Annotated in this window: 14 protein-coding genes; 8 read left to right on the plus strand and 6 right to left on the minus strand. The window is 61.5% G+C overall.

Translation table 11 applies throughout. From position 1 onward, the window contains the following. Window positions 1–108: 108 nt before the first annotated feature. Window positions 109–2,703 carry a site-specific DNA-methyltransferase gene (locus tag VF629_RS15755; protein WP_331059446.1) on the minus strand — a complete coding sequence of 865 codons (2,595 nt, stop codon included), beginning with the start codon at window positions 2,701–2,703 and terminating at the stop codon, window positions 109–111. Between the two features lie 169 nt (window positions 2,704–2,872). Next, window positions 2,873–6,028, minus strand: coding sequence for a BPTD_3080 family restriction endonuclease (locus VF629_RS15760; protein WP_331059447.1), 3,156 nt, complete (start codon window positions 6,026–6,028; stop codon window positions 2,873–2,875). A gap of 133 nt (window positions 6,029–6,161) precedes the next feature. Here VF629_RS15760 and VF629_RS15765 point away from each other — a divergent pair, with 133 nt between their 5' ends. The 3 genes from VF629_RS15765 to VF629_RS15775 are packed head-to-tail and all read left to right on the plus strand — an operon-like array spanning window position 6,162 to window position 7,907. After that, window positions 6,162–6,527, plus strand: coding sequence for a hypothetical protein (locus VF629_RS15765; protein ID WP_331059448.1), 366 nt, complete (start codon window positions 6,162–6,164; stop codon window positions 6,525–6,527). Between the two features lie 25 nt (window positions 6,528–6,552). After that, window positions 6,553–7,506 (plus strand): HNH endonuclease signature motif containing protein, encoded by a 954-nt coding sequence (locus tag VF629_RS15770; protein ID WP_331059449.1) that lies wholly within the window; start codon window positions 6,553–6,555, stop codon window positions 7,504–7,506. A 47-nt stretch (window positions 7,507–7,553) separates the two neighbouring features. Then, complete coding sequence (locus VF629_RS15775; RefSeq protein WP_331059450.1) at window positions 7,554–7,907, plus strand: hypothetical protein; 354 nt, start codon at window positions 7,554–7,556, stop codon at window positions 7,905–7,907. Between the two features lie 3 nt (window positions 7,908–7,910). Here the strand turns inward: VF629_RS15775 and VF629_RS15780 are convergent. Then, window positions 7,911–8,662 (minus strand): IS5 family transposase gene (locus tag VF629_RS15780; RefSeq protein WP_414653894.1). Its coding sequence is split into 2 segments (ribosomal slippage): window positions 7,911–8,330 and window positions 8,333–8,662, totalling 750 coding nucleotides; the frame shifts between segments, so codons are not numbered across the junction. Between the two features lie 62 nt (window positions 8,663–8,724). Continuing rightward, window positions 8,725–10,626, minus strand: a complete 1,902-nt coding sequence (gene serA, locus VF629_RS15785; protein WP_331059452.1) for a phosphoglycerate dehydrogenase — start codon at window positions 10,624–10,626, stop codon at window positions 8,725–8,727. A 286-nt stretch (window positions 10,627–10,912) separates the two neighbouring features. Here serA and VF629_RS15790 point away from each other — a divergent pair, with 286 nt between their 5' ends. The 5 genes from VF629_RS15790 (at window position 10,913) to VF629_RS15810 (ending at window position 15,834) form a co-directional block, all read left to right on the plus strand. Further along, window positions 10,913–11,500, plus strand: a complete 588-nt coding sequence (locus VF629_RS15790) for a cupin domain-containing protein (RefSeq protein WP_331059453.1) — start codon at window positions 10,913–10,915, stop codon at window positions 11,498–11,500. A 37-nt stretch (window positions 11,501–11,537) separates the two neighbouring features. Beyond that, window positions 11,538–12,344, plus strand: a complete 807-nt coding sequence (locus VF629_RS15795) for a polysaccharide deacetylase family protein (protein WP_331059454.1) — start codon at window positions 11,538–11,540, stop codon at window positions 12,342–12,344. A 204-nt stretch (window positions 12,345–12,548) separates the two neighbouring features. Then, window positions 12,549–13,229 (plus strand): alpha/beta hydrolase, encoded by a 681-nt coding sequence (locus VF629_RS15800; protein WP_331059455.1) that lies wholly within the window; start codon window positions 12,549–12,551, stop codon window positions 13,227–13,229. 172 nt (window positions 13,230–13,401) lie between these two features. Then, window positions 13,402–13,761 (plus strand): hypothetical protein, encoded by a 360-nt coding sequence (locus VF629_RS15805; protein WP_331059456.1) that lies wholly within the window; start codon window positions 13,402–13,404, stop codon window positions 13,759–13,761. Between the two features lie 78 nt (window positions 13,762–13,839). Further along, the gene (locus VF629_RS15810; RefSeq protein ID WP_331059457.1) at window positions 13,840–15,834 is read left to right on the plus strand and encodes a M1 family metallopeptidase; all 1,995 of its coding nucleotides are present in this window, start codon (window positions 13,840–13,842) and stop codon (window positions 15,832–15,834) included. A 99-nt stretch (window positions 15,835–15,933) separates the two neighbouring features. Here the strand turns inward: VF629_RS15810 and VF629_RS15815 are convergent, their stop codons facing one another. Continuing rightward, entirely contained in the window at window positions 15,934–17,277 is a 1,344-nt protein-coding gene (locus VF629_RS15815) for a phosphatase PAP2 family protein (protein WP_331059458.1), read from the minus strand. Between the two features lie 149 nt (window positions 17,278–17,426). Further along, on the minus strand, window positions 17,427–17,757 hold a 331-nt coding region (locus VF629_RS15820), incomplete at its 5' end, for a DUF983 domain-containing protein (protein ID WP_331059459.1).

Here is a 17,757-nt window from a genome sequence, read left to right on the forward strand (position 1 = left end):
GGCGGGCGCGCTTGTCACCAGCTCTGTAAAAAGCACTATTTATGAGCAGAGAAAGAATCTGAGAAGCTGCAATTGCAAAAAAGAGCAGAATTTGACGCTGAGACCAGGTTATAAGCCCAGTACTCGGGTGCTTTCTTCGCCGAACTGGCTGATAACTCGCACCGCTACACGGCGCCCGGGGCGCAGCTCGATAGGGTGGGAGCGGAAGCCGTAAAGCCGCTCCCAGGCTTCTTCATCCAGCTCGATGCGCAGAGTTTGCTCAGTTTTGCGCTTTGCGGTAGCGCTGGCCTGGCCGTCGAGCTTGCTGCGCCACTTTTTGAATTCGCTTTTTTCGCCGCCGCAGAAAAATACCTGACGCACCAGGAAACTGGAGCCGTCGTAGTCATCGTCGAGCATCCAGTAGGCAATGTCCTCCACGGAGCGGGCGGCCAGGCGGTTGTTGATGGGGTCCCAGATGTCGAGGCCCCGCACCTCCACCGTAGCCGTACCTGCGGCTTCGTCGCGCAACAGCCCGATTTCGGGCTCGCCAATGGTGACGAAAGACGCAGCTTTTTTGTCTTTTTTCAGCAGTCCCTCCTGCAGCAAGTCCTCGCCGATGCGCGCGCGCGTTACCTGAAACGTGCCGGCGCTGGTGGTTTGCTCGCGGTTCTCGATGGCGTCGTCGAAGGAAAAGCCCAGCACCACCAGCCAGTCGGCGTCGCCGAGCTGCCGACATTCCTTCACGGCTTCGTTCACCTGGCTTTTGCTCACGGTGCCGAAGCGCGGGCCCAGCAGGAAATAGGCCTTGCGCTCGCGGCCTTCGGCGTCGCGCCAGTAGCCTTCGGCCGGCAGGGCGGGGGAAGCGCGGCGCTCCACGCGCAGGAACACGGCCTGCTCGTTTTTGGCCCCGTTGCGCACGCCCGACGCGGTGAGGCCGGCGAACACGCGGCTCTCAAACTGAGCCTGGCTTTCCAGTTCTTCTTTAGGCGCTTCCAGTTCCTCGGGCGCCACGGGGTTTAGGCTTTGCAGCGTCTCCACGGTGAAGGGGCCGGCCACGCGCAGACGCTTGTCGTCGCGCAAAGGCTTGTCAAAAATCTTGATGCTTGCCGGCACCTCATCGTTGGCGATGTTTTTCATAGTTACACGAAAAACTTCGTTATAGACGAAGCCTTGGCGTAAGTCTTGTTCGCTTTCGTCGTATAGCTTGTAATAGGGATAAGCAGCCGTCATTAACCTTGTTTTGGCGATATTAAGGGCAATGCGAGAGGTATCGATGGTAATCCAGCGCCTCCCCCACTGTTCTGCGGCATGGGCTGTTGTGCCGCTGCCACAGGTAGGGTCCAGCACTAGGTCGCCTGGGTCGGTAGTCATTAGCATGCAGCGCTGAATGACCTTGGGAGTGGTTTGTACCACATAATTCGCTTCGCCCGTCTGGCTGCCGGCCCCAGTATCTGTCCAGTTGTTGTCTAGGCTGATATACGGAAAGTCGTTAAAAAACCTTTTATATCGCAGCGTATCGCCCACTACGGCCAGTCGGTCAGCATTTGCCAGCCGATTAAGTCCTTCAGTTGAAGTAGACCAATAACGTTTTTTAGAAGTGAATACTTTCCCTTTATACTCAAAATCGGGACTGTTATAGTAATGCGACGATGTAAGGTCACCCAGCCCAAAAAGCTTGCCCTCAGGTAATGAGTAAATGTTGTTGCGTTCTTCCTGCGTTAAACGCCGCCACATGCCACCGGGCAGCTCCAAGCAGCCAAAGCTGTCTGATGTAACCGATTCAAACGTCTTTTTCTCATAAAGGGGCCGGTATTTGACCACATCCTTATTTCGGGCGTACCAGATAATAAAATCATTGGAGGTAGGCAGCAACCCCGCTGTCAAATTGCTGGTCTTGCGAAAACTTATCTGACTCACAAAATTTCCACTCCCGAACACCTCATCCATGATGCCCCGCACCAAATGCACGTTCTCGTCCGAAATCTGCACGAAGCAGGAGCCGGATTCGGTGAGCAGCTCGCGGGCCACCAGCAGCCGGTCGCGCAGGTAGCTGAGGTAGCTGTGGATGCCCAGTTCCCAGGTGTCGCGGAAGGCTTTGATTTGCTCGGGCTCGGAGGAGAGGTGCTCGTCCTTGCCGTCCTGCACGGTGCGGTTGTTGAGCTTGATTTGCCAGTTCGAGCCGTATTTGATGCCGTAGGGCGGGTCGAGGTACACCATCTGCACCTTTTTGTCGAGGCCTTCGCGCTCCAGCAGGGAGGTCATCACCGAGAGCGAATCGCCGAGGATGAGGCGGTTTTCCCATGCGGCATGGTGCTGGTAGTAGCTTAGCGGCTTGTCCAGTTCATCCACGGTCTGGTAGTCCTGCCCAAACAAGCCGAGCTGCTCGTTGGCTTGGGCCAGCCGCTCGCGGTAAAGCCGTGCCATTAGCTCCTGGGGGCGCACGTGCTCGTGGCGGTAGAGCGAGCGGATGTCAAGCTTGAGGTAGTCGGGCCGGTCCTCGCCCTCGTGCTCGTACTTGCCCAGCCACTTCAGCTCGGGGTCCTGACCGCGGTGCACGATGGGGTTTTTGTCGAGTTGCCGCATGGAATGGCCCTGCACCTTGGGGTTAAATTGCTCAGCCCCGGCCTCGGTTTCGGAGGGAATGTAGCTGCGCTTGTCCTGGTGAACGTAGGCGGTGGGGTCGAAGGTAGCGGCGGGGGTAGGAGTAACAGATTTCTTAGCCATGAAGGAGATAGGCGGACGCGGGATTAGAATGAGTTTGGAAGGCTACTCAGGCCGTCCTGCTGAGCGCAGTCTAAGCATCTCTACCGCGCAACTAACTCTGTTGATTGGAGTGCTCTCGCGGTAGAGATGCTTCGACCCCGCTCAGCAGGACGTGCTTTCGTTGTGGGCGCTACAGCGCCTGGATTTTGGCCACCAGCTGATTGCGGAAGTATTTTTCGTCCTCGCTGATTTCGATGAAGGCCCAGGGCTCGTCGGGCGGCAAGCCGAGGGCTTCCAGGTCGCCGTTCACGGCGGGCAGCCAGTAGTGTTCGGTGTAAAGTTTTTTGGCGGTTTTGTCGCGGTTCATGCCCGTCACCTCGATAATCAGGTTCACGGTTTGGCCGCTCTGGGTGCACACGCGGGCGATGAAATCGGGCAGGTAGTTACCGTCCTTGCCTTCCTTGAGGTAGGGGATTTTGAAGTCGAGAAAGGCGTTTTTGACATAGCTCAGCACCTGGGGCAGGTCTTCGAGCACTTTGGCGCAAATCTGTTCCCAGGTCTGGGTGTCGGCCACCACGTAGTTGACGTGGCTTTTCGTGGTCTCAAATACCGGACGGGTGGTCTGGCCGTGCACGAAGCGGGTGCTGCCTTGGGCGTTATAGCGGAAGGGCACCGGCCGGATGCGGCGCTCCTCGGCTGGCTGGCCCACCGCAATGGCCTGCCGAATGTGGCTGGCCACGGCTTTGCCGTCCCAGTACTTCACCAGCCGCTTGAAGGCCGGGTCGGTTTGGTGCACCAGCGTGAGGCACTCGTGGTACCACTGCTCCACGATGCGGCGCACCGGGCCGAAGTACTGCATGAGCGGCGCGCCGCCCACGTCGGAGAAGTGGTGGCGCATCACCTCGTTGGCCACGTAGTAGATGGCTTCGTTGTCGCGAATGTGCTCGTGGGCCTCCAACTTCATGTTTTCGGTGCTGCCCGAAAAGGCCGAGGCCAGTTCCGTCGTAGTCGGGATTTTGGAGAAGTCCAGCTCGAACTTGCCCACGGCCGCAAAATCCGGCCGCAGCTCGTCGGCGCCCAGCTCCTCGCGGTAGCCGGCCAGGTTGGGAAAGCGAATTTCCAAGTGGTCCCGCTCGGGCAGGGCCCGGATGGGGGTAATTTCGTCGCCCCCAGGGCCTGGTGCGGCGCCGCCTTGCCCTCGGCGGAAAGCCCGAAAGGGAATGCCAATGATGCGGGCGTACTCGGGCGGAAACTTGTACTCGACGATGCGGGCCTTATCGGTCTTGGTAATGCCGGTCACTACCTCGCCGTTTCGGTCATAGCCTTGCAGCTCGTAGTAACGGCGTCGCAGGGCGCGGCCCGCCACCTGCTCGCACAGCAGCTGCGAGCCAAAAGCCCGTAAGCCCACGATGTGCGTCACAGTGTTGGCGTCCCAACCTTCCGTCAGCATACTCACCGACACCACGCAGCGCACGTGGGCACCTAGCTTGCCGGGGCGGCCCACGGTGTTCACCACCTCGCGCAGCAAGTCGGCTTCGGTCAGGTCGTCGGCCGAGCGTTCGGGGTAGAGGCGGCGGTACTCCTGGCGGAACTGCCGGATTTCATCCTTGAACACCCGCCGGAAGGCTTCGTCGACCTGCCCGCTGTTTTCCAGCGCGTCGGAGTCGATGAGCAGGGTGGGCGGGCGGTGGCGGGGCGACTTATCCGGTAGGTAGTTGGAGAAGATGGGGTGGTGGCCCAGCGCCACCTGCCCGCCGTGGGTGGGGTCGTCGTATTCGTAGCCGGCAATGTGCTTGTACACTTCCTTCGACACGCCGGTGTTGTTGCACACCACAATGAGCACGGGCGGGGTGCTCAGCAGCTCGGGGCGTCGCTCGCCCCGCTCGCGCACGCCCTGGTCGTACTCCTCGTAGTGTGCCACCAGCTGGTCGAGGGCCGTGACAAGCAGCTGGGGCAGGTCGGGCTTTTTCTCCACGTAGGCGGCGCCCTTTTCCTTGCGCTCGGTGGTCTTGCCCATCTTGGGCAGCTTCTCGCGCACGTGCTCGTAGAGGTTGCGCAGCACCGGCATGTCGAGCTGCTGGGTGTCGTCCTTTTCGGGCAAGTAGGGGATTTTCACCAGCCCGCTCTCAATGGCTTCCACCAGGCCGAAGTCGGTGGCAATCCACGGAAACAAGGTGTACGGCTTGTAGCCGGAGCCTTGCAGGTAGTAGGGCGTGGCCGAGAGGTCGTACACGGCCGCCAGCTGGTAGCGCTGGCCCAGCTCGCGAAGGCCGCTGAACCACACCGCGGCGCGAGCGTTTTCTTCGGCCCCGGCTTCGTCGGCTTCGGCGGCCTTCTTCTTTTTGCCGGGGGCTTCCTGGGGCAGGTAGCAGTGGTGGGCCTCGTCGTTGAGCACCAGCAGGCGGCTGCCGGGCCGGAACCCGCTCAGCAGGCGCCGGAATACCAGGCTGTAGTCCTCGTACTCTTCCTGTTTTTTGCCGTCGGCGCCCACTTTGCCGTCGAACACACCGCGCTTGTTGCCTTGCAGGGTGCGCGGCTCAAATTGGTGGTAGTTGCAAATGACGAGCCGGGCGTTTAGCCCTTCGAGCAGGTCTTCGTACGAGGCCGGCACCAGCTTGCGCTCGTGGTAGTAGTCCTGCGCGTAGTTGCGGTCCGAGGTAGTATCGGCCCGCAGCACGCCCAGCCGGTCTCGGATGGTGATGCCGGGCGCCACGAGCAGGAAATTGTCGGCGAAGCGGGTATCCTGGCGGTACTGCTGGCGGTTGAGGTAGTGGTAGAGGATGAGGGCGGCCATCACCACGGTTTTGCCGCTGCCGGTGGCCATCTTGAAGGCGATGCGCGGCAGGTGGTCCGTTGGCTGCCCGGATACGCTTTGCTGGCCCTCGCGCAACTGACTCAGGATGTGACTGCCGGCGTTGGAGCGGCTGGCTACCTCGTTCAGCCAGATGGCAGTTTCCACGGCTTCGCGCTGGGCAAAGAACAGCTGCTTGGTTACCAGACGCTCTTCGTTGAGAAACCAGTATGTCAGCAGCTCGCGGGTGACGCGGGTGGTATCGGGGTAGGTGGCGCTGCGCCACTGTTCAACCTCCTTGCGCACGAGGTTGATGAGGTGCGTGCCGTAGGAGGCGGCCGCCTCGTTGAACTCGAATACCTCTTTCTGGCCTTTGTGCCGGCCCGGAATCACCTGCACTTCGGGCACGAACAGGCGACGCCCTTTTTCAATTCTGGCGTAGTCGAGGTTGCCTTCTAGGTCGGTGGCGTAGTGCTTGTCGGGGGCTAGGTACGGATTGTTGAGGATGGGATTGTCCGGCAAGCGGACAAGGGTAGAACCAGGCTGGGCGTCCATAAGAAAACTTATGAGACAAATATGAGACATTATCGTCTCATAAGCGCAGCTATTGATTCAAAATAAGGAAATAATCAGCGCCGGAGCGGGTGAGCGAGGGTCCCAACTTTGGCCCTTCCTAGTCCAACCCGATATGGCCAAGCAACACCGCGGGGAAATTCTGCAAGACGTAGTTCTCAAAAGCGGCGTGAAGGTGTCGCGGCTGTACATGGCGCTGGGCATCAGCCGCGCCACCCTCTACCGCCGCTTCGAAGAGCCCAATCTGGACTTCGACTTCATCCGGCGGGTGGGCGAAATCATCTACCACAACTTCGCTGAGGAGTTCAAGGAACTGGCCCCCGCGGTAGCCGAGCCGGTGGAAGTGTACCAGCTGGCCAGCGTGGACGAGTGCAAAGACAAGCTCCTGCGCGTGTATGAGCTGTACCTGGAAAAGGTGCGGCAATACGACGAGCTGAAAGCGCGCTACGACGCGCTGCTGGCCGAAAAAGGCAGCCAGTAACTTCTCGCTTGAAACCCCGCAACCCATGAATTTCTACGTCGGCGTCACGGACAAGGGCTGGTTTGATTTCCTGCGGCAGGAGCCCCGGGAGGACGTAAATTTCTGGAAGCCGCTAGGCGGCGGCACAACCTTCGGCGCGGTTTCCAAGGACGCGTATTTCTTGTTCAAACTCAAGAAGCCCTTCCACTGCATCGCTGGCTTGGGCCGGTTTGTCAATCAAATCGACCTGCCCACCAACATGGCCTGGGAGATATTTGGCCCGCGCAATGGCTTTGCGAGCTACGGCGCTTTCGTACAGGCCATCAATAAGTACCGAGCTGGTTCGGGCAAGGCGATGGAAATCAGCCCGGTCATTAGCTGCCTGGTGATTACGGAGCCTGTTTTCTTCAAAGAAGAAGACTGGATTCCGGCCCCCGCAGATTGGAGCAACCCCATCGTGACGGGTAAGGTATACAACACGGGCTCGCCCATCGGCAGCAAGCTTTGGGTCGACGTGAACGCGACGCTGCTTAGATACCAGCACGATTTATTTGCCCCAACTTCGCCGCTAACCGAAAACCTGGTATTGGAAGCGCCCGGCACGTACCGGCAGGCCCTTACCAAGGTCCGGGTGGGGCAGGGCGCTTTTCAGTCGTTGGTTTTGCAGGCCTACGATAAAAGGTGCGCCATTTCGGGCGAGAAAACGCTGCCGGTGCTGGAAGCCGCCCACATTCAGCCCTTCTCCCAAGCCGGTCCCAACTCGCTCGGCAACGGCCTGCTGCTGCGCTCCGACCTGCACAAGCTCTTCGACCGGCATTACCTCACCATCGACGCCCACGACCGGGTAGTCCGGGTCAGCAGCCGCATCCGGGAAGAATTTCAGAACGGCAAGGAGTACTACCGCTTTGACGGCCAGCCGTTGCGAGTGCTGCCCAAAAGCCTGGCCGACCAGCCGGCCAAACAGTATTTGCAGCACCATAATGGGCTGTTCATGCCGTAAGCGGGTGGCACGCTACCTTTATGATTTCCCACTCTTCGCCTCCGCCCATGCCTGCACCTCCTCGCTTGCGCCAGCTCCGCCGCGACAAAACCGTGTTCGGGTTCGTCATGAACGTCGTCCGGCTTGACTTGGAAGAGGACGAGCGGCTCGAGCACCTACCCGCGCTGCGCGACACGCCCGACGAGGATTTGCAGCACCTGCGCCGGATTGCCCGCTACTGGCTGGGCGTGGCTTCTATCCACTTTATGCGCAAGAGCCGCTGCTCACCCGAGGCCGCCGTGCACGCCGTAAGCGAGTTGCGGGAGGAACTGGAAGAAACCGTTCCCGAAGCTGAAATCCGGGCCGTGCCACTGCGCGAGGTGCTGGACGTGCCAGCCGAACTATTGCCTAGGGCGTGTTGACAATCAGAGTAGCCAGACGAAAGTAGCTGCGCATTGGGCGAAAGCCAGGAACGAGGCAGCGGTTTTGTCGTAGCGGGTGGCCAATCGGCGGTACTGCTTGAGGCGGTTAAAGAAGCGCTCCACTTTGTTGCGGTCCGCGTACAGGTTGCGGTCGAGCAGGCGTGGTGCGCGCCGGTTGCGTTTGCTGGGCACGACGACCGCGGCCCCTGCCTGGCGGATTTGGGCAACCAAGGCGTTGGTGTCGTAGGCTTTATCGGCCAGCACGGCCCCCACCGCCAAGCCTTTTAACAGGTCGGCGGCGACGCCGCAATCCGCCTGCTGGCCCGGCGTCAGGGCCAGGCGCAACGGGTTGCCCAGCGCGTCTACGACGGCGTGCAGCTTGCTGGTGAAGCCCCCGCGGGAACGGCCGAGGGCTTCGGCCGGGGCGTTGCTTTTTTTTGCCCGGCCGCGTGCTGGTGCGCTCGTACGCTGGTTGAGTCGAGCATGGCCCAGTCCAGGTCCGGGTCCTGCACGGCCTCGAATACGCGCTGCCAAACGCCTTTTTGCGCCCAGCGCCGGAAGCGCCGAAAAACAGAATTCCACGGCCCGAACCGTTCGGGCAAATCGCGCCACGGCGCCCCGCTGCGGGCAATCCAGAGCACGGCATTGACAAACAGCCGGTTATCAGCGGCTGAACGACCCGCGTCCCCGACTTTGCCTGGCAACAACGGCGCTAAGCGCGCCCAATCCGCATCTTTGAGTTCATAACGTCGCACAACCCAAAGGTCACCAATTGTCCACACACCCTAGCGCGCTGCGGCCATCTGCGATTTAATATTTAATACAGCACCCGGAACTTGATGGTGTGCTCCACCCCGCGCAGGGCCTTGATGACTTCCTGGTCGTACTCGCGGTTGATGTCCGTAATCACGTAGCCGATGTGCTCGTTGGTTTTCAGGTACTGGCCCAGAATGTTGACGTGGTGGGCGGCCAGCACGTTGTTGATTTTGGCCAGCACGCCGGGCACGTTGGCGTGAATGTGAATGAGGCGGTGGGCCTGCTGCGTGGGCAGCTGAATGTTGGGGAAGTTAACCGACTGCTGGGTGTTGCCCGTGTTGATGTAGGCCATGATGCGCTCGGGCACAAACTCGGCGATGTTGCGCTGGGCCTCGGCCGTGCTGCCCCCGATGTGGGGCGTGAGCAGTACGTTGGGCAGGCCGCGCAGCTCGTTTTCGAAGCTCTCGTTATTGGTTTTGGGCTCGTAGGGAAACACATCTACCGCCGCGCCGCCGAGGTGGCCGCTGCGCAGGGCGGCGGCCAGGGCCGGCACGTCCACCACGTGGCCGCGGGCGTTGTTGAGGAAGAGCGCGCCGGGCTTCATCTGGGCAAATTCCTGAGCGCCTATGAAGTTCTCGTTGGCCGCGCGGCCGTCGATGTGTAGCGTCACCACGTCGGCCTGCACCAATAGTTCTTCCAAGGTGCGGCACTTCACGGCGTTGCCGAGCTGCAGCTTTTCGGCAATGTCGAAGTACACCACCTTCATGCCCACGGCCTCGGCCACCACCGACAGCTGCGAGCCGATGTTGCCGTAGCCGATAATGCCGAGCGTTTTGCCGCGAATTTCGAACGAGCCTTTGGCCGACTTGTCCCACTCGCCGGCGTGCATTTTGGGGTTTTTCTCCGGAATGCGACGCGCCAGCACGATGATTTCGCCCAAAGCCAGCTCCACCACCGAGCGGGTATTGCTAAACGGCGCGTTGAACACGGCCACGCCCTTTTTCATGGCCTCGTTCAGGTCAATCTGGTTGGTGCCAATGCAGAAGGCGCCAATGGAAATCAGCCGGTTGGCGGCGTCCAATACGCGCTTGGTTACCTGCGTTTTGCTGCGGATGCCAAGGATGCTTACGCCCTCAATTCGCTGAATCAGCTCGTCCTCGTCCAAGCCGCCGGGCACGGTGTCTACCTGGTAGCCTTCTGCCGAAAAAAGCTCTTTGGCGCGGGCATCGGGGTTTTCGAGGAGAAGGACTTTGATACGGTTCTTGGGGTACGAAAGAGTCATGGGAAGTTTTAGTTGGTACAAAAACTCGTCGAAAGTGGGGAGCACTTCGTCGGCTTGGGCCACCACCGTGGGGCGACTAACGTTTTCAGTGTAAGCGTAAAATCGGTGGGCCAGACCGGCCTCGCGGATTTGATAGTCGGTATATCCGTCGCCGAGTACATAAACGGGGCCGTCCAAATCGAGCAATACCAACTGGCGGATTTTGCCGCCGTCGCGGCTCAGCACGTTGGCCGGGTCGCAGCCGGTGATGTTGCGGGCGTCGTCGAAGGTGAAGGTATTGGCCAGCACGTGCCCGGGCGCGATGCCGTATTCGGCCACCACGGGCTCGATGAATTCGCGGAAGCCGCTGCTCACCACGTAAATCCGGTCGGCAAACTGGCGGAAGAAGTTGCCGTTGCGGCGGATGCTCTCGCTCACCTTGGTGCGCAGGCGGGCCACCAGCGGCGCCAAGTGCCGCTCGTTGGCGCCCAGCAGTGCCAGCCGCTTGCTCAGGGACTCCTGGAAGCCGATTTCACCGGCCATACCCCGGTCGGTCAGGGCCCGGATTTGGGCCACCACGTCGGCTTGGTCGGGGTGGCCTTGCAGGGCGATGTCGGCCAATTCATCGAGGCCTTCGACCTGGGTGAAGGTGCTGTCGAAATCGAAAACGAGGTAGGGCAGGGGGGCGGCAGGGGCGGACATATCCACAAAGATGGGCGCGGCGCCAGTTTGTGGGCCATGTGCCCGCGAAGTATTTTCAGGGTGCGGGCCCGGCGCGGTGGCGGGACACTTTGAATGGCTGGTCAGGCACGCCTACCGAAAGCGGCTTTGCAGCCGGAGGGTTAAGCTCAATCGCAAACATTAGTGATAGAGAATATGAAATTTAGTTTTTACCTTACTCCATGAGGCGCTTCGGCTGACACTGGTCCCGGCTGAAGTGCTGATTATTGGCAAGTTGACCGGCAAACTAGCCCCGCGTGTGATGCAGATGAACCGTAACAGTTTCTTGAAAGCGGCTTTGGCCACCGGGACGTTTCTGGCTTTGCCGTTTGAGGTGGCTGCCCGAGCGGTGGCCCGCTTCCGGACGGGCAAAGGCTTCTTGGTGAAGACGGCCCAGGACCGGGCCAACCGCCCCATGGCGTTGTTCGACGGCGACACGTTCTGGACCAAAATAGCCACTGCCGACACCGAGGGCGACTTATATGTATTTGAGTCGAGCCGGGAAAAAGAGGGCGGGCCCTCGCACCACTACCACTTCGAGCAGGACGAGTGGTGGTACGTGCTGGAAGGTGAATTCTTGGTCAAGGTTGGCGAAGAAGTGTTTTCGGCCAAAGCAGGCGACAGCGTGTTCGGGCCCCGCAAAGTGCCGCACAGCTTTGCCAAAGTGGGGGCGGGGACGGGCCGGCTGCTGATGATTTTTCAACCCGCTGGGAAGATGGAGGAATGCTTTCGCAAAATCAGCGAGGGCGCCACGCGCAACATGACCGAGGCCGAACAGGACGCCTTCCGGGAGGCCCACGGCTTCAAGCGGGTGGGCCCGCCCCTGCGGCAGCCCAAGCCCATGGTAGACAAATAGGGCGCCTCCCCCGGCTTTACCAGCTTCGACTGCGCTTATGAAACGCCCCTTGCTCTTGGCGCTATTCGGTTTGGCCTATCTGGCAGCGGGGGCCCCGCCCCGCGGCGCGGGTCAGTCAGGCAAAGCCATCATTTGCCTTACCTATGACGACGGCCTGCCTTCGCACTTGGGCACGGTGCTGCCGCAATTGCAAGCAGCGGGCCTGAAGGCCACCTTTTTCCTGAATGGCATCGCCGGCGCGTCTACCGCGTTGGGAGAAGCGTCGCCGGCCGTGGTGGGCTGGACCACGGCCGCGGCCAACGGCCACGAGCTGGCCAACCACACGCTTTTCCACGCCTGCCCCGAGGAGCTGGGGTGGCAAAAAGCGTATGCCATCGAAAGCTACACGGTGGAGCGCATGGTGCAGGAAGTGAAAGCGCAGAACAACTTGTTGGCTTTGCTCGACCCGGCCCGAAAAATTCGGTCCTTCGCCTACCCCTGCAACAACTTGTTGATTGGCACGGTCGACTACGGGGCGTTGCTGATGCAGCAGGGCTTGGTGCGTTACGGCCGTGCAGGCGGCGACCGCCTTAGCGTGGTCACTGACTTGGCCCGCATTAATCCCATGCAAATGCCCAGCTGGATGGTGGAACAAGGCACCACGCTGGCCGAATTGGTGGCATTTGCCGAGAAGGCCAAAAAGGCGGGCGGCGTGGGCATCTACCAGTTCCACGGCGTGGGAGCCGAGTTTTTCACCGTTAGCACTGAAACGCATCAAGCCTTTCTGGCTTACTTGAAGCAGCACGCCAACGACTACCGGGTACTCACGTTTTCGGAGGCAATGGAAGCCATCGCAAGAAAATAACCTGCAGAAGAACGCAGGGGGGCATGCAGCAAAGGGCGGGCTATAATTGAGGGTCAAGCAAGCAGCAATACAAGAAGTATGTTGCAATTAATCAGCGCGTTATTCCTTGATGGGAGGCCGGGGACTGCGTTACGCCCTGCAGCCCGACCATAACCAAACCAGCCTGTGGCAGTACAGCCCTCATACTCTTTGCAGGGAACGGGCATGGCACGGAAGCAAGCACTCGAATTCATTCTGGAATCGGTTACCAACCACCAAACCGTGGGCGGTGTGCAGGAACTGACCCTGCATACCAACCAGGGCGGCATCACGGCGCGGCTACACCCCGGGCCGGAGGGGGCGCCGGCCGTGGTGTGGGTGGGCGGCGCAGGCGGCGGGCTCGACGGGCCGGCCTGGGGCATGTACCCGCGCTTGGCTGGGCAACTAGCCGCACAAGGCCTCGCCTCGCTGCGGCTGCACTACCGCCACCCCAACCACTTTGAAGACTGCGTGATGGACACCTTGCTTGGCGCCGAATACCTGGCCCAGCAGCACGGCTACCGCAACATTGCCCTGGTGGGCCATTCCTTCGGCGGGGCCGTGGTGATTGCTGCCGGTGCGCTTAGCGACACCGTCACGGCGGTGGTGGCCATGAGCAGCCAGACCTACGGCACCGACCTGGCGCCACGCGTGAGCCCGCGCCCCCTGCTGCTGGTGCACGGCACCGAGGACGAAATATTGCCCGATGCCTGTTCTCGCAACATTTTTGAGCGCGCCCTGGAGCCCAAAGAATTGCGCCTGTACCCCGGCTGCCGCCACGGCCTGGACGAATGCCGCGACCAGGTGGATACTGACGTGGTAAATTGGTTAGTAGGGCAGTTGGTAACGAATAGTGCTGAACGGTAAGAACGAAGGCTGTCATAAAGCAGTGAGCCGAAAGCCCGTCATGCCGAGCGCAGCCGAGGCATCTCGCCCGCGTTGTCCTCACGATTGAATTACTACCACACGCGAGATGCCTCGGCTGCGCTCGGCATGACGTTGTTTTGCCTGCGCTTTTCTCCTCTTTCAACCATAACCTATGCTCCAGCGCCTGCTTTTTGTGTACAATGCCGACGCGGGGTTGCTGCCCGGGCTGAAGGACATGTTCCACAAAGTGCTTTCGCCCAGTACCTACCCGTGCTCGCTCTGTGCTGTCACGTATGGGGCCACTAGCATGCAGCCACAGTGGCGGGAGTTTATCAAGACCTTGCCAGTGCCGGTGGATTTTCTGCACCGCGACGAGTTCATTCGGCAGTACCCGCAGTGGAGCCAGCACGCTTTGCCGGCGGCTTTTGCAGTGAATGAAGCGGGTGTGCTCACGCCGTTCATCCAATCAGCGGAGATGAACGCGGTCGACTTGAACGGGCTAATGCGACTGGTGCAAGCCCGATTGGAATAGGCGCAGGACGCGGCTACCTTTGGCGCAGAACTGGGTTTTTGCTCGGTTCGATGTCATTTTTTCATCCCTTGTTTTCGCATGATTCGAAACTTTCTGTCTGGCGCTTTGCTGAGCGCAGTCTTGCTCGTGGCCGGCACTGCGGCTGCCCAGCAACCTGCCATTGGCCCGGCGTATGACGCTCGCACGCTGTTCAGTCCTGGCTTTATTGAGCAACTGGCCACGCCCACCCGCACGGCCGGCGGCCAGCCCGGCGCCGCCTACTGGCAAAACGCGGCCGATTACAAAATCGCCGCCCGCCTCGACGAAAAGGCGGCCCGCGTGACGGCCACCGTCGACATTACCTACACCAACAACAGCCCCGACGCGCTGCCTTTCGTGTGGCTGCAGCTCGACCAGAATCTGTACCGCGCCGACTCGCGCGGGGCGGCGGCTACCGCAGTGGCCGGCGGGCGTTTTGGCAACTCGGCCCGCGGCTTTAAGGGCGGCGACAGCCTGCAAACGGTGAACATTGAGCTGCACGGCAAGAAGCAAAAGGCCAACTACCGCGTGCAGGATACCCGCATGCAAATCATCTTGCCCGAGGCGATGAAGCCCAAAGGCGACAAACTGAAAATCAGCATCGATTACGGTTTCAACGTGCCCGAGTACGGCTCCGACCGCCTCGGCCGCCTGCAAACCAAAAACGGCGAAATCTTCGAAATAGCGCAGTGGTACCCGCGCATGGCCGTGTACGACGACGTGGAAGGCTGGAACACGCTGCCCTACATGGTGGCTGAGTTTTACCTCGAATACGGCAACTTCGACTACACCGTGAACGTGCCGGCCAACTACCTCGTGGGCGGCTCGGGCGAGTTGGTGAACCCCGGCGAGGTGCTCACCAGCACCCAGCAAAGCCGCCTGGCCAAAGCCGCTGGCTCCGACAAAACGGTGGTGGTGCGCTCGGCCGACGAGGTGACGCAAGCCAACTCCCGCCCGGCCGGCAAAAACGGCCGCCTTACCTGGCATTTCCGTTGCCAGCGGGCCCGCGACGTGGCCTGGGCGGCATCGTCGGCCTTTGTGTGGGACGCGGCCAAGATGAACCTGCCCAGCGGCCGCAAGTCGCTGGCCATGTCGCTCTACCCCGCGGAGGTGGCCCAGGACACGGCTTGGAACCGCTCGACGGAATACGTGAAGAAGAGCATCGAATACAACTCGAAGCAGTGGTACGAATACACCTACCCGGTGGCCACCAACGTGGCCGGCGTGGTGGGCGGCATGGAGTACCCGGGCATCGTGTTTTGCGGCGCCAAGGCCCGCAAGGCCAGCCTGTGGAGCGTGACGGACCACGAATTCGGCCACAACTGGTTTCCGATGATTGTGGGCTCGAACGAGCGCAAGTACCCGTGGATGGACGAGGGCTTCAACACCTTCATCAACATCCTGTCTACCGGGGCTTTCAACAACGGCGAGTACGCGAAACTGCTCAACGACACGGCCCGGCTGGTCCTTGGCAACACCCGCTACATGGCCGACCCCAACACCGACCCGCCCTTCACCGTGCCCGACGTGACGCAGCCCAACTACCTGGGCTACGCCGCCTACAGCAAGATGGGCTACGGCCTGTTTTTGCTGCGCGAGGAGGTGCTGGGGCCCGAGCGGTTCGACTACGCATTCCGCAGCTACATCCGGCGCTGGGCCTTCAAGCACCCGCAGCCCAAGGACTTCTTCCGGACGATGAACGAAGCCAGCGGCGAGGACCTGACCTGGTTCTGGCGCGAGTGGGTGTACAACAACTGGGTGCTCGACCAGGCCGTGACCACCGTTGCCTACGTCAACCAGGACCCCGCCCAGGGCGCCCTCATCACCATCGAAAACCGCGGCCGGGCCGCCATGCCCGTGACGGCCGACGTGACCGAAACCAACGGCAAAAAGTCGCGCGTGAAGCTCCCGGTGGAAATCTGGCAGCGCGGCGGCACCTGGACCTTCCGCTACAATTCTACCACGCCGCTCACGCTGGTGCAACTCAACGCCACCAAGCTCTTGCCCGACGCCAACCCGAGCAACAACGTGTGGCGCGCGCAAGTGCTGCGCTAGGAGCCACAAGGAACGAGTACCCCGAAATTTCATTTCGGCCCGGTAGAACTTCCATCGTTCCCACGGGCCGAAATGAAATTTCGGGGTACTCGTTCTTGCTCAGCGGCTGGCCACTTTGCGGGGTGGGGGAGCGTCGGCGCCGTCCTGCCGGGCGCGTTTGATGACTTCCAGGCCCACTTTGCGGCCCATGTCCAGGCCCACGGTGTTGTCCACGCGGAAGTGCACGCCGGCGTCGAAGCGCGACTCGGCGGCCTCGCGGGCCTTGGCCAGGAACAGTTCGGCGTCTTCCGGAAACAGGTAGCCCAGCACCGTGGCGCGGGAGTTGGACAGCGTGGCGTGCCCCGAGGGATACCCGGGAAACGGCGGCGTCAACGGCAGCACCGTTTGGTACGTGGGGTCGTATTGATTGGGCCGGATGCCCCAGTACACGTACTTGGCGTCCCAGCAGGCCACGCCGGCGTCGAAGGCCGCCACGCTGAGCAGGGCGTAGGCGCGGGCTGCCCGCGGGGCGTTGAGGTACAGGCCGGTTTCGAAGAGCTTGCGGTTGAGCATCTCGCCCCATTGGTTGCCCGTTGCCCAGTGAAAGGCCCGCGCCATGGTGGCTTGGGTGCGTTTGGCGGTTTTCAGCTCCTGCATGTCGGCGGCCGGGTCGGGCGGAGGGCCGGGCCGGAACTGCCGCCCCGAAGCCAGCACAAACGGCCGCCAATGGCCGCGCATGGGCGCCACGGGCGGGCGCTTGTCGCGCCACAGGCTGGCCTGGGTGGGCACGGTGCCTTTCCACACGGCGTCGCAGCTGTCGGTTTTGGCTTTCTCGATGATGGCGGCAGCCACGCGCCGGCCCAGGTCCAGGCCGGCCTGCACATCGCTGGGGTAAGCCACGCCCGCCAGCACCCGCGACTGGGCCGCGGCTTCGGCCAGCTGGCGCAGCGAGTCTGCTTTGGCCGGGTACACGTAGCCCAGCACGGCCGCCGCAGCCCCCGCCGCCACCGCGTGCTCAGAAGGGTAGGAGGGGCTGGTGGGCAGGGCCACGCACGCCGTGCTGCGGCGCCGGCCGGCGGGTCCCGTGCGGCGGTAGGCGTACTTGGCGTGCCAGGCGGCCACGGTGGCGTCGTAAATGGCGATGTTCATCAGCGTCTGGCCGCGCCACATAAAGATGGGGTCGCTGGAGAGGTGCTCGGCGATGGCCTGCCAGCGGTAGCCGGGCGCGCCGGCGTCCCAGTAGCGTATCTGCCGCTGCGCGGCCGTGTCGCGGCGCTGCGCCAGGGCGAGCACGGTTTGGGCTTCGGCGCGGGTGGCTTTGGCCGAGGGCGGCGGGGCTACGGCCATGGCGGCGCCGGATGGAATGACCCAGGTTTTCCACTGCCCCGCGGCGGGCTCCACCTGGGCCAGTGTGGGCCGGGCCGACAAGCAGCAGAGCCCCAGAAAGAGCAGCTTTGTTCTCATAATGTAGTAGTTTGCAGAGCTATTGCAAAATACAAATTATTCGGAACATTCTTCAATCAGCCCGCTGCGCGTTGCCCACAAAAAATGCTGCCCGCAGACCGAAGCCCACCGAGCAGCATTGAAGAAAACGATGAACGGGCCGCTTGCGGCTAAGCCACGCGCCCGTGGTGCTGCCACTTGGGGTCGTAATGCGTGCCGCCAAACCAGTAGAGCCACAGGGCCCGCGAGTAACGAAGCACGGGCGGCGCGATGAGCAAGGACACAACCGTGACCACCACCACATACACCCAAGTGTCGGGGTTGCCGAACAGGTAATAGAGTAGCACGCCCAGGCTCAGCACGGTGGCCACGTTGAATCCGTAGGTGACGAACATGGAGCCGAAATAGAACCCCGGCTCCGGCTCGAAGCTTTGTCCGCACACGGGGCACTGGGCCGGCATCTCGGCAAACTTGGTGATGTTGAAGGCCGAGTGAGAGAAA

The organism is Hymenobacter sp., from assembly GCF_036388155.1.
Taxonomy (GTDB): Bacteria; Bacteroidota; Bacteroidia; order Cytophagales; family Hymenobacteraceae; genus Hymenobacter.